Here is a 12,816-nt window from a genome sequence, read left to right as displayed (position 1 = left end):
ATCGACGAACGCGCTGTCGACGCCTGTGGGCGGCGTGTTCGGCCGACTCAGGCGATTCCGGACGCTCGCACGGCCCACTCCGCCACGGGGTGGAAGAGCCGCAGGTCGAGCACGACGACCAGCCCCGCGCCGACCGCGTCGAACACCAGATCGAGTGCGGTGTCGCGCCGGCCGTAGTGGACGAGCACCGGCTCGATGTCGTAGCGCTCCGCGACCTCGCGGGCGATCAGCTCCCCGACCTCCCAGAGGACGCCCAGCGCGAGCGTCCCGAGCAGCGCGCCCGCGGCGGCGATGGAGGGAGCGAGGACGAGCAGGCCGGCGTACAGCAGCGCGGCGAGCAGCGCGGCCGAGATCGTGTGGGTGAGATGGTCCCACCACCCGACCGACTCGTAGCGCCCGAGCATCCCCAGCGCGTGGAGAAACCCCGCGACGGCGGTCGCGAACGTGAGGCTGGGGAGCCCCGCCGTCGCCGGCCCGTCGCCGAACAGCCAGCCGGCCGCCGGCGGGAGGAGCGTGAGACAGAGCACCGCGGCGGTGTTGACGACCGCCGGCGTGTTCCCTCGGCGGTAGCCGACGGCGAGCGCGCCGACAAGTGCAGCCCCGACGACGGCGGCGACGACGAGCAGCGCGTTCATGGCTCTACTGGAGAGGGGAGACACCAGCCGGAAGTAGTTTCTGGACGCTTACACGCCCCCTCGGGAACCGTCGCGGCCGGCGTCTTCGACGTACCGTTCGGGCAGCCGCGCCAGCAGCGACGCCGGCACGCGTCCCGGGAGCACCTCCGTCACGAGCGCCCGCGCGACCCGTGGGAGGGCACGGCGTGTGGCGGCGTAGGTGACGGCGACGACGATCGACGCCGCGACGACACGCCGGAACGGCGGGGCGACGTGGAGCCAGAGTGGGAGGGCGAGACCGACCGAGAGCAGCAGGTCCTCGGGGGCGCCGTCATAGCGCACCCAGCGTCGGGGGGCGATCCAGCGCCCGCGGTAGTGGTCGTAGACGGCGCGCTCGTCGCTCGCCTCCCACGGCCGGAGCTCCAGCCCGCCGCCGAGCACGTCGACGAGGCTGTGGCTCGCGGCGGCGGCGAACAGCACCACCGCGCCGACCGTCGCCGGCGACGGGGAGACGACCGCCGCCAGCGTGGCGACGCCGGCGAGCAGGCTGTACCCCACGGGGTAGTGGAGCGTCTTCCGGTGGCCGGCGTAGAGATCCAGATCCGGCAGGATCCCGCCGACGAGCCCCGCCGCGAGCGCTACGCTGGCGTGCTCGGGCGCGAGCACGGCGACGGGGAGCGCGAGCAGCATCCCCAACAGCGCGTGGGTCGGGAGCATCATCGTGTTGCTCCATATCGGTCAGAACGTAAAGAACGTGTCGTCGACCGCTGCCCGCGAAAAAGACGGTTCGCGAGACGGTGCGCAGTGATCGAGGTGGGCCAGTTAGGCTTTGACCTCGATTTCGGTGCCGGTGACGGTTTCGTCCGCCTCGATGGGCAGACGGATTTCGAGCATCCCGTTGTTGTACTCGGCTTCGATCGACTCGTCGTCGATCGTCTTGGGGAAGCGGAACCGACGGTGGTAGGTGCGCCGTCGGCCGCGCTGGGTGTCCTCGTGCTCCGCGGCGACGTTCAGGACACCCTCCTCCCAGGTGACGGCGATGCTCTCGGGGTCGAACCCGGGCATCTCGACGGTGAGCACGAACTCACCGTCCTCCTCGAACAGTTCGTAGTCGTTACGTCCGGACTCGAACAGCTTGCTCGGGAGATCGAGGCCTTGTGTCCAGGAACTGGTCAGGTTCTCTGGTAGCGGCATGGCTGATCACCTCGACTGCATCGGCGTGTTGTGCACGGATCGTAATGAAGATTATCGATCATGTCCGAGACGAACGTGTCGAAAAGAGAAAACGGTCCGTTGGAGTCAAACGACCCGGATAATGCGGGCTACGGGGTCACTTCCTGTCCTCCGGATCGTGCTCGTCGTCCGACTCCGCCTCGTCCGACTCTTCGCCGTCGGCGTCCTCGTCGGCCACCTTCTCGCCGTCGGCTTCTTCGTCGGCGTCGGCCCCCTCGACGGCCCCGGCGACCTGCTCGGAGACTTCTTCCGTGACTTTGTCGGCGACCTCGTCGACCTCCTTGCTGACGGTCTCCTCGACCTCCTCGCTCACTTTTTCGGAGACTTCCTCGCTGACCTCCTCGCTGACCTTGTCGGCGACCTCGTCGACCTCCTTGCTGACGGTCTCCTCGACCTCCTCGCTCACCTTCTGGGTGACTTCCTCGGTCACTTCCTCGCTGACCTTCTCGGACACCTCCTCGCTCACGGTGTCGCTGACGGTCTCGGAGACCTCCGCGGTCACCTCCTCGCTGACCGTCTCGGTTACCTGATCGACCTCCTTGCTGACGGTCTCCTCGACCTCCTGGCTCACGGTGTCGCTGACGGTCTCGGTCACCTCCTCGCTGACCGTCTCCTCGACCTGCTCGGCGACCTCCTGGGTCATCCAGTCGGGGTCGAACCGCGCCATCTTCCAGGCGATGTGGATGATGTAGGAGAGCAACACCCCGAGGCCGAACGCGACCCCGACCTGCGTGCCGAGCTCGAGGATCAACACGATCGCCACGAAGATCGTCAGCCCGTACGCGATATCGACGACCGCGTCGACGCGGGCCGGTTTCACGCGGGACACCTCCGCGAACGCTGTCGGTTCTGGTGCATATCTATGCACCGAGTTCCAGACGGGTATACCCCCCGATACCCCGAACCGACAGTAGTCGCCGATTACTCGCCCCCAGTCCGACTGCTTAAGAGCGCCGCACCGTTTCTTTCGGTATGGTTGAATTTCTTCTCCTCGTCGGGATCGTTGTCGCGCTGTTCGTCGGGTTCAACATCGGTGGGTCGACGACCGGGCCGGCCTTTGGCCCGGCGGTCGGCTCCGACGCCATCTCCAAAATCGGCGCTGCCGCGCTGATGGCCGTCTTCTTCTTCGTCGGCGCGTGGACGATCGGCCGACGGGTTGTGGACAAGCTGGGCGAGGAGCTCATCACCAGCCCCGCAGTGTTCACGATCGAGTCGAGCATCGTCGTCCTCTTTTTCGTCGGCGGCGCGCTGTTCATCGGCAACTACTTCGGCGTCCCTGCGTCCACGTCGATGACCGCCGTTGGCTCGATCGCGGGGCTGGGCGTCGCGACGGGCGAACTCGACTGGGCGGTGATGGGCGAGATCGCGGTCTGGTGGGTCGTCGCGCCGATCGTCGGCTTCTGGGTGTCGGGGATGATCGGCCGCTACCTCTACCCGCGGATCAACCGCTGGGTCGCGATCGACAGCAGCGAGGGGGCGCTGATGGAGCTCGATCGCTCCGGCACGGTTCCGCGGCCGGTCCCCGGACCGAACACCACCCGCCGCGAGATGGCCGGCGGGATCGTCGTCGTCCTGATCGGCTGTCTGATGGCCTTCTCCTCGGGCACGTCGAACATCGCGAACGCGATCGCGCCGCTGGTCGGCGCCGGGGTCGACATGAACATGATGATCCTGCTGGGCTGTGGCGCGGTCGCCGTCGGCGCCTTTACGATCGCCCGCCGCACGCTCGACACGCTGGGCAACGACATCACCGACCTGCCGCTGACGGCCGCGATCGTCGTCGCGATCGTCTCCTCGACGATCGTGATCGGGCTCTCGGCGATCGGGATCCCCGCCTCGTTCGTGATCATCGCGACCACTTCGATCGTCGGCCTGGGCTGGGGGCGCGCGACGCGGACGTCGACGGTCTCCGGCGGCGTCCGCGGCGAGGAGGAAACCAAGGTCTCCGTCGGCGCGCTGGCCGCCGAGGAACCGGGGGAGGAAGTCCCCGCGATCGGCGAGGAGGAGCCGGAGGACATCCCCGCCGCCTCGGACCTGTTCGACCCCGCCACGACGGGCAGGGTGCTGATCATGCAGAACGTCGTGCCCGTGCTGTCGACCGTCGGGGCGTACGTGACGTTCGTGATCCTGTTCCGCTTTTTCTGGTAAGCCACGGCGTCGGTCGGACCGGCGACGCCGCGCTACCGGTCCCGTTCGCCGAAAAATTCTTCACGTGTTTCTCGTTGGGTAGCGCATGGAGTTCGGACTGACCCAGGAGCAGGAGCAGCTCCGCGAGGAGGTGCGCCGGTTCGCCGAGAACGAGATCGAACCCGTCGCGGGCGAGTACGACCGCGAGGAGAAGTACCCCGCCGAGATCGTCGAGAAAGCCGCCGACATGGGGCTGACGGGCGCCCACTTCCCGATGGAGTACGGCGGCGTCGGCTACTCGACGCTGGAGATGGCGCTGGTCACCGAGGAGCTGTTCGCGGTCGACCCCGGGATCGGGCTCTGTGTCACCAGCGCCGGTTTCGGCGCCGAGGCGATCATGGAGTTCGGCACGGAGGAACAGAAGGAGGAGTACCTCCCGCCGATCGCGGAGGGCGAGGCGGTGATGGGCGCGGCGATCAGCGAGCCCCACGCCGGCTCCGACGTGAGTTCGCTGTCCACGCAGGCCGAGAAGGACGGTGACGAGTGGGTGCTGAACGGCTCGAAGATGTGGATCACCAACGGCTCCGTCGGCGACTACTTCGTCGTGATGTGCGAGACCGACCCCGACGTGGGCGACCGCTACACGGGGTTCTCCCAGATCCTCGTCGAGCGCGACCGCGACGGGTTCGAGAGCGAGAAGATCACCGGGAAGCTCGGGATCCGCGCGAGCGACACCGCCGAACTGCGGTTCGACGACGTGCGCGTCCCCGAGGAGAACCTCGTCGGCCAGCGCGGGATGGGGTTCCCCCAGCTGATGCAGTTCTTCGACGAAACCCGCACCATGGTCGCGGCACAGGCCGTCGGGATCGCGAAGGGGGCCGCCGAGCGCGCGCTCTCCTACGCGGAGGAGCGCGAGCAGTTCGGCCGCCCAATCTCGGAGTTCCAGGCGATCCGGCACAAGCTCTCGGAGATGCACACCCGGACCGAGGCCGCCCGCCAGCTGACGTACAAGTCGGCCTGGAGCGTCGACAACGCCGCGGACGAACTCACGCTGCTCGCCTCGATGGCCAAGGAGTTCGCCTCCGACGTGGCGACCGACGCCGCCGACGAGGCGGTCCAGATCCACGGCGGCGCGGGCTTCGTCGACGATTTCGACGTCGAACGGCTCTACCGCGACGCGAAGATCACTCAGATCTACGAGGGGACCACCGAGATCCAGAAGAACATCGTCGCGCGGGAGCTGCTCGACGAGGGGCGCTGAATCGGCGACGCGAACGCCGCATTCGTGCCTGATGTTGACACACATTTATAAGGGAGAACATAGAACACACGTCCGCTATGGTACGAAAAGTAACACGGCGCGACATGTTGAAGGGCGTCGGCGCGGCCGGCGTGGTCGGTGTCACGGGCTGTCTGGGTGGTGGCGGCGGGAGTCGGACGATCCAGCAGGGCGTGCTCCTGCCGCTGACGGGTGACCTCGCGAACCTGGGCGGACCGATCCGGGACGGGGGGATCCTCCCCGCAACGGAGCTCGAGGGCGAGACGGAGTTCACGTTCGACATCCAGGAGGAGGACACCGAGACGAACGCACAGGCGGGCATCTCCGGCGCGGAGTCGCTGGTCAACAACGGGTTCCCGGCGGTCACGGGGGCGGCGTCGTCCGGGGTCACGATGCAGGTGACCCAGCAGGTGCTCATCCCGAACGAGACGGTCGGCTGCTCGCCCGCCTCGACGTCGCCGGCGATCACCGACCTCGACGACGACGACTTCTACTTCCGGACGTGCCCCTCCGACGCGCTGCAGGGGCAGGTCATCGCGCAGGTCGGCGCCGAGGAGCTCGGCAACACCACGGCGGCGACGATGTACGTCAACAACGACTACGGGCAGGCGCTCTCCGAGTCGTTCACCAGCACGTTCGAGAGCGAGCACGGCGGCAGCGTCTCCAATCAAGTCTCCTTCGAGCAGGAGCAGAACTCCTACAGCTCACAGCTCGAGTCCGCGCTCGAAGGCGAGCCCGAGATGCTCCTCGTGATCGGCTACCCGGCGTCGGGGATCCAGCTGTTCCGTGACTACTACAGCGACTACGACACCGGCGAGGATATCGTCGTCACCGACGGGCTGCTCGACAACGAGCTCCCCGACGAGGTCGACAACGACATGGCGAACGTCACGGGGACGGGACCGAAGGCGTCCGGCCCCGGCCGGGAGTCGTTCGACGAGATGTACATGGAGGAGTACGACCGCGAACCGGGCGTGTTCAACGCCCACGCCTACGACGCGACGGCGGTCTGCTTCCTCGCGAACGTGTACGCCGGGGAGAACTCCGGCCCGGCCGTCCGGGACAACATGCGCCGCGCGGGCAACCCCGAGGGCGAGGAGTTCGGCCCGGGCGAGCTCGTCGAGGCCGTCGAGACCGCCGCGGCGGGCGACGACATCAACTACCAGGGTGCGTCGTCGTCGGTCAACTTCGACGACAACGGTGACATGAGCGCCGTCTCCTACGGGATCTACGAGGTGCAAGACCGGGACTTCACCGAGGTGGACGAGGTCGCGTTCGGCGGGTAGTCGACCCCTCTCTTTTCCGGACGAGCGCGACTGGCGGACGACCGCGGTCTACCCGCCGAGGAACTCCTGTCGGACCTGCTCGTCGTGCAGGAGGGTGTCGCCGTCGTCCATGAAGCGGTTCTGCCCCTGCACGAGCACGTAGCCGCGGTCACAGCGCCGCAGCGCCTCCTTGGCGTTCTGCTCGACCATCAGCACCGCCGTGCCGGCCTCGTTGATCCGGTCGATGCGGTCGAACATGTCGTCGACGAGATCGGGCGCCAGCCCCGCCGAGGGCTCGTCGAGCAGCAGCAGGTCCGGGTCGAGCATCAGCGCCCGCCCCATGGCGAGCATCTGCTGCTGGCCGCCCGAGAGCGTCCCCGCCTTCTGGCCCTTGCGCTCCTCGAGGATCGGGAACCGCTCGAACACCTCGTCCAGTCGCTCCTGTGGCACCTCGTCGAGGATGTACGCCCCCATCTCGAGGTTCTCCATCACCGACAGCGTCGGGAACACGTTGTCCGACTGGGGGACGTACCCCAGCCCCAGGTGGATGACGTCCTCGGGTTTCTCCCCCGTGATGTCGGTGCCGTCGAACTCGACGGTGCCGCCCATCAGCGTCGTCAGCCCGAAGATCGACTTCATCACCGTCGACTTCCCGGCGCCGTTGGGGCCGACGATCGTGACGTACTCGCCGGCCTCGACGTTCAGATCCACGCTGTCGAGGATCTGGAGGTCGCCGTAGCCGGCGTCGAGCGACCCCACCTGTAGCAGGCTCTCCTCGCTGGTGACGAACTCGGTGGCGTTCACCGTCGCGTCCTGTCGGTCCGTCTCCGGGTCCGCGGGCTGGCCCTCGTCGGGCGCGTCCTGCTGCCCGTCGGCGTCGGAGCTCATACCTCACCCCCCAGGTACGCCTCGACGACGCGGTCGTCGTCTTTGATCTCCGCCGGCGTCCCCTCCGCGAGAACCTCCCCTTGGTGCATGACGATGACGTGTTCGCAGTTCTGCATGATCAGGTCCATGTCGTGTTCGACGAGCAGGAACGTGTACCCCTGCTCGGTCAGGTGGTGGATACGGTCGAGCAGCTTCTCCTCGAGCGTCGGGTTGACGCCCGCGAACGGCTCGTCGAGCAGCAGCATCTCCGGGTCGACCATCAGCGCCCGGGCGAGCTCGAGCAGCTTGCGCTGGCCACCCGAGAGGTTCCCCGCCTCCTCCTCGGCGAGGTGATCGATCTCGAAGAGCTCTAGGGTCTCCCAGACCGCCTCCCGAAGTTCGATCTCCTGGTCGACCACGTCGTCGCGCAGGCCGGGCAGCACGGCGTTGACCAGCTTCTCGCCGAGCTGGTCCGGCGGCGCGAGCATCATGTTCTCGAGCACCGTCATCTCCTCGAGCTCGCGGGCGATCTGGAACGTCCGCACCAGCCCGCGGTTCGCGATCTCGGGCGGCGAGAGCCCGGTGATCTCCTCGCCCTGGAAGTAGACGGTGCCGCCGTCGGGCTCGTGGACGCCGGTGATACAGTTGAACGTCGTCGACTTCCCGGCGCCGTTGGGGCCGATCAGCCCCGTGAGCGACCCCGCCTCCACCTCGAAGGAGGCGCCGTCGACGGCGGTGATCCCGCCGAAGCGCTTCTCGAGGTTCTGGACGCGCAGCGGGATCGACGGCGGCGTCTCCTGGGCCGCACGTTCGGCCTCGCTGTCCTGCGTCTCGGAGAGCTCTTCGGGCGGCGTCGCGTCGACCGGCTGGTCGGGCCCGTCGGCGTTACTCATCGCTCTCACCCCCGTTCTCGCCGGTCGAGCGGTCGCTGAGATCGACGCTGGCGGCGATCTCGCTGCGGTGGCCCATCAGCCCGTCGGAGCGGTTCTGCATCAGGTAGACCAGCACCGCGCCGAGGAGGATGAACTTCAGGTAGGCGACGCTGTCGATCAGGTACCCCAGCCACGCGAGCGGGTCGAGCGTCACCATCGCCTCGTAGAAGTTCCCGGGCCGGGGGAGCGAGCCGAACAGGAGCTGTGCGATGGCGTCGACGAGCCCCGCGAGCCGGCGGGGACCCTCGAGCAGGAACGCGGCGAACACGGCGCCGCCGACGACGCTGCCGGTGTTCGAGCCGGCGCCGCCGACGATCAGCGCCGTGAAGATGTAGAACGTCACGATCGGCCGGAACGTGTTGGGGTTGACGAACCCGTAGGAGCCCTGCCAGAGGATGCCGCCCAGCCCCATCAGCGCGCAGCCGACCATGAACACCTTGATCTTGAACAGGCGGGTGTCCTTCCCCAGCGAGCGGGCCACGAGCTCGTCCTCGCGGATCGCCTTCAGCACGCGGCCGAACGGGGAGTTCCCGATCCGGCTGAGGAGGACGTAGTACGCCGTCACGAACACGAGCAGCAGTACCGCCGCGTACGTGCCACCGACGACCACGCTGGTCCCGATGCCGACCGTGTCCGCGAGCCCGTACACCGCCTCGCCGACGACGGTGAGCCCCGATTCGGTCTCGTAGATCATCCGTGCCGGGCTGTTGATCGGTGTGGAGATCCCCTGCCCCCCGCCGGTGCCGAACTGGATCCCGAACACGTCGACGACGTTGTAGCTGGTCGCCTCCGGATCGGTGACGGTGCCGGCGAAGTAGCTGGCGTTGAGCACCAGCCGGATGATCTCCGAGAGCCCGACGGTGACGATCGCGAGGTAGTCGGCGTCCAACTGCAACGCGGGCAGCGCCGCCAGCCCGCCGACGACCGCGGTGATCAGCAGCGCGCCGACGATCGCGATCGGTACCGGGAGCCCCAGCCCCGGCGGCGACCCCGTCGGCGACGCCGCGAGGATCGACATCGCGTACACGCCGACCGCCATAAAGCCCGCGACGCCGATGTTGAACAGCCCGGTGTACCCCCAGTGGAGGTTCAGCGCCAGCGCCAGCAGCGCGTACACCGCGATCAGGAACGTGATGTTGCTGACGGAGTTGGCGACGGCGTTTGCCACCGACGCGTTGTTGACGGCGGCGAGGAAGCCGGCCAACACGCCGTGGAACAGGAGCGTCCCGAGCAGCAGGCCGCCGACCAACCGGATATCGTTCTCCTTGAAGTACGCCGGGACGGCGTCCCACGCGTGATCGGCGACGCTCATGCGGTTTTCACCCCCGAGAACAGCCCCGACGGTCGGTACAACAGCACGAGGATCATCACCGCGAACGCGACGACGCGGGCGAAGTCCGAGGGGATCCACACCAGCGAGAGCCGCGAGGCGATGCCGATGATGATCCCGCCGCCGATGGCGCCGTAGACGCTGCCGATCCCGCCGAGGATGACCCCCGAGAAGATCAGCAGCAGCAGCCGCCAGCCGACGTTGTAGTTGAGCGTGCCGCGTTCGAGCACGATCAGGAAGCCGGCGATCCCCGCCAGCCCCCCGCCGACGATCCACGTCGTGCGCACGACGCGCTCGGTGGGAATCCCCGTGACCTGTGCGAGATCCTTGTTGTCGGCCATCGCGCGCATCGCCTTCCCGAGTTTCGTCCGCTGGAGCAGGAAGTGGACGCCGAACATCAGCGACACCGCGGCGACGATCAACGTCGCCTCGTGGGCGTTGAGCGGGACGGTGCCGTCGATCATCGGGATGTCGAGCGAGGGGATCGACCCCGTCTCGGTCACGCCGCGGGTGCTGGTCCCGAACACGAACACGACCGCGTACCGCATCGCGAGCGCGACGCCGATCGACGCGATCAGCAGCGGGATCCCGCCCTTGTCCCGCATCGGCTCGTAGACGATCCGGTCGAGCAGGAGCACCACGCCGACGGTGATGGCACCGGAGGCGAGGAGCCCGACGACCACCGCCAGCGGGGCGTTGACCACCGAGACCAGCGACGGCGCGGTCACGAGGAACGCCTCGCCGAACGGGATGTCGACGTTGAGCGTGAAGAAGGCGACCACGTACGCGGCGAACCAGCCGGAGAACGCGCCGGTCGTGATGTAGTCGCCGTGGGCGAAGTTCGCGAAGCTGAGGATGCTGTACGTCATCGAGAGCCCGACGCCCGCCAGCCCGATCACGAGGCCGACGATCAGCCCGTCGAGCACGTACCGGGCGACCTGCGAGAACGCGGTCGACCCGCCCAGCAGGTGGACGCCGGCGAGGCCGAACTCGACGCCGGCCAGCTTCGCGACCAGATCCACGAGGAGATAGCCGATCGCGAGCCCGAGGGCGGCCACTGCGGGCCGTTCGACCAGCGTTCGGCCGAGGGAGCTGTCGTCAGAAGCTGCCATGAGTGAAGTTCACAATCACCCTCTCCGCCGGACGGATATAAAAATTCACTGCGTCAAGTCGAGCGATCGTGGCCACACACGCCGTCCGGACGGAACGTTTTGCGTCGCAACCCCCTACTGACGGTGGATGAACGCCGAACGCTGGTGGGCACGGTTCGTCGCGGTCACTCCGAATCGGTGTCGGGCTCGGGGGTGTCGAGTCCGAACTCGGCCGCTCGCTGGCGCCAGAACTCCTCGTAGCTCTCACCCTCGTCCCGGACCGTGCTCTCGCCCGACCGGATCCGGTCGAGCTTGAGGTCGATCTCCTCGACCAACTGCTCGCCGACGTCGCTGGCGACGACCCCGTTCTGAATGGCGTCCATCACGGCGCTTTTCTCCTGGCGGAGGATGCGGCGCTCGCCCGCACGCAGCCGCTCCTCCCGGAGTTCGGGGTGGTCGTCGAGGAGCTCCCGGAGCGCGTCGTCGAGCGCCGCCTTCTCACGCTCGTACTCGTCGGTGAGGTCCTCGTACACGCCGGGCGAGAGCTCGCCGCGGTCGTTGAGCTCCTCCGCGGCGTCGAGCGCGCTGTCGACGGCACGGGCCCGCCCGACGAGGAGCTGGTAGAGCTCCACCGCGTCGGGACGGGTGATCACGCCCAGCCGCTGGAGCAGGTTCTCCATCGTCAGCCCCTGCACGACGAGGCTGAAGGCGGCGACGCCGAACACCATCGCCCGCAGCTCCGAGTGGTAAGGGAACGGCGCTCCGCCGGGCAGCGTCGCGGGCAGCCCGAGCACGAGCGCGATGGGGATCGACCCGTGGAGCCCGCCCCAGACCATCACGTGCTGGTAGTCGAGGGGGACCGATATGTCCCGGTAGCGGTTGACCGCGGCGGTCAGCGGGTAGACCACCAGAGCGCGGACCCCGATCACCAGCGGGATCGCCGTCAGGATCAGCCCCGCGTGGGCCACCAGATCCCCGACGGGGGTGGTGGTGCCGATGGCGACGAAGACGAACGTGTTGACGACGAACGCCGCGGTGGCCCAGGTGTTGAACACCGAGATCTTGGTTCGCGAACTCATCGCGTGTTCGCGGCCGGGGTTGCCGATCACCAGCCCCGCGACGACCGTCGCGATGACGCCCGAGACGCCGAGGTAGTGCTCGGCGAGCAGGAAGCTCCCGTAGGTGAGCACCACCGTGAGCACGACCTCGGTCATGTGCTCGTCGAGGACGGCCATCACGCGGTAGACCAGATACCCCGTCGCCAGACCGACCAGCGCGCCGCCGACGCTGTTGACGAAGATGCCCCGACCCAACTCGACGAGTAGCGTGGGGCTGAACGCCACGTCACCGCCGCCGCCGGTCTCCTGGACCAGCGCGAGCAGGGCCGAGAAGACCACGACGCCGACGCCGTCGTTGATCAGACTCTCCCCCTCGACTAGTGTCGCCAGCCGGTCGGGCGCGCCCAACTCGTCGAACAGCGCGAGCACCGAGACGGGGTCGGTGGGGAGCACCGTCGCCGCGAACAGCGCCGCGATCAGCAGTGGGAAGCCGAAGGCGTACTGGCCGACCCAGCCCAGTACGGCGGTGGCGGTCAGCAAGCCGGGCACCGCCAGGGCGAGCACCGGGGCGAGGTTCGACCGGAGCTCTTCGAGGTCGGTGGTGGCCGCCCCCTCGAACAGCAGCGGCGGGAGGAGCACCAGCAGGATCACGTCGTGGGACAGTTCGACGCCGAGCTCCACGCCGAGAACGGAGGCGCCGAGGCCGGCGATCAGCAGCGCGATCGTGTAGGGGAACCGACCCACCTTCGCGACGACGACGCCGACGAGGGCGGCGAGCACGAACACCGAGAGCAGGTCGATCAGCGGCGCGGCGATACCGACGGCCATACGCGAGGAACTTTTCAGCCGACGGAAAGGGGTTGTGGACCCGAATCGTGCGTGTCAGGCAGGGACAACGGGATCGCTCACGCCGGACCGGGTCGGCATCCCCGAAAGGACGGCACCCGGCGGTCAGCGTAGTTCAAGGTGGAGCCTCCGGCCTCGAGGCGTCCGCTCGCTCCACCCCCCGGCAACGAGGCC

Annotated in this window: 12 protein-coding genes; 3 read left to right on the top strand and 9 right to left on the bottom strand. The window is 68.1% G+C overall.

Translation table 11 applies throughout. The features are described 5' to 3' along the window. Positions 1–47: 47 nt before the first annotated feature. The 4 genes from B4589_RS06360 to B4589_RS06345 form a co-directional block, all read right to left on the bottom strand. Complete coding sequence (locus B4589_RS06360) at positions 48–635, bottom strand: hypothetical protein (RefSeq protein ID WP_079233474.1); 588 nt, start codon at positions 633–635, stop codon at positions 48–50. A gap of 48 nt (positions 636–683) precedes the next feature. Next, positions 684–1,334 (bottom strand): metal-dependent hydrolase, encoded by a 651-nt coding sequence (locus B4589_RS06355; RefSeq protein ID WP_079233473.1) that lies wholly within the window; start codon positions 1,332–1,334, stop codon positions 684–686. A gap of 102 nt (positions 1,335–1,436) precedes the next feature. Beyond that, entirely contained in the window at positions 1,437–1,808 is a 372-nt protein-coding gene (locus tag B4589_RS06350) for an Hsp20/alpha crystallin family protein (protein ID WP_079233472.1), read from the bottom strand. 136 nt (positions 1,809–1,944) lie between these two features. Next, the gene (locus tag B4589_RS06345; protein WP_079235186.1) at positions 1,945–2,667 is read right to left on the bottom strand and encodes a hypothetical protein; all 723 of its coding nucleotides are present in this window, start codon (positions 2,665–2,667) and stop codon (positions 1,945–1,947) included. 152 nt (positions 2,668–2,819) lie between these two features. Here B4589_RS06345 and B4589_RS06340 point away from each other — a divergent pair, with 152 nt between their 5' ends. The 3 genes from B4589_RS06340 to B4589_RS06330 all read left to right on the top strand — a co-directional run bounded on the left by B4589_RS06340 (position 2,820) and on the right by B4589_RS06330 (position 6,539). Further along, entirely contained in the window at positions 2,820–3,995 is a 1,176-nt protein-coding gene (locus tag B4589_RS06340; RefSeq protein ID WP_079233471.1) for an inorganic phosphate transporter, read from the top strand. A gap of 85 nt (positions 3,996–4,080) precedes the next feature. Next, positions 4,081–5,235 carry an acyl-CoA dehydrogenase family protein gene (locus tag B4589_RS06335; protein WP_079233470.1) on the top strand — a complete coding sequence of 385 codons (1,155 nt, stop codon included), beginning with the start codon at positions 4,081–4,083 and terminating at the stop codon, positions 5,233–5,235. A gap of 77 nt (positions 5,236–5,312) precedes the next feature. Continuing rightward, complete coding sequence (locus B4589_RS06330; protein ID WP_079233469.1) at positions 5,313–6,539, top strand: ABC transporter substrate-binding protein; 1,227 nt, start codon at positions 5,313–5,315, stop codon at positions 6,537–6,539. A gap of 48 nt (positions 6,540–6,587) precedes the next feature. Here the strand turns inward: B4589_RS06330 and B4589_RS06325 are convergent, their stop codons facing one another. The 5 genes from B4589_RS06325 to B4589_RS06305 form a co-directional block, all read right to left on the bottom strand. Further along, positions 6,588–7,406, bottom strand: coding sequence for an ABC transporter ATP-binding protein (locus tag B4589_RS06325; protein WP_079233468.1), 819 nt, complete (start codon positions 7,404–7,406; stop codon positions 6,588–6,590). Then, a complete protein-coding gene (locus tag B4589_RS06320; RefSeq protein WP_079233467.1) occupies positions 7,403–8,278 on the bottom strand; it encodes an ABC transporter ATP-binding protein in 876 nt (291 codons plus the stop codon). The genes B4589_RS06325 and B4589_RS06320 overlap by 4 nt, the downstream gene beginning before the upstream one ends. Beyond that, complete coding sequence (locus B4589_RS06315) at positions 8,271–9,629, bottom strand: branched-chain amino acid ABC transporter permease (RefSeq protein WP_079233466.1); 1,359 nt, start codon at positions 9,627–9,629, stop codon at positions 8,271–8,273. Before B4589_RS06315 ends, B4589_RS06320 begins: the two co-directional genes overlap by 8 nt. Continuing rightward, a complete protein-coding gene (locus B4589_RS06310) occupies positions 9,626–10,759 on the bottom strand; it encodes a branched-chain amino acid ABC transporter permease (protein ID WP_079233465.1) in 1,134 nt (377 codons plus the stop codon). The genes B4589_RS06315 and B4589_RS06310 overlap by 4 nt, the downstream gene beginning before the upstream one ends. Before the next feature lie 164 nt (positions 10,760–10,923). Then, complete coding sequence (locus B4589_RS06305; protein WP_079233464.1) at positions 10,924–12,624, bottom strand: Na+/H+ antiporter; 1,701 nt, start codon at positions 12,622–12,624, stop codon at positions 10,924–10,926. Positions 12,625–12,816 lie beyond the last annotated feature (192 nt).

It is taken from the genome of Halolamina sp. CBA1230 (genome assembly GCF_002025255.2).
Lineage (GTDB): Archaea > Halobacteriota > Halobacteria > Halobacteriales > Haloferacaceae > Halolamina.
This window is presented reverse-complemented; position numbering and strand designations above follow the sequence as displayed.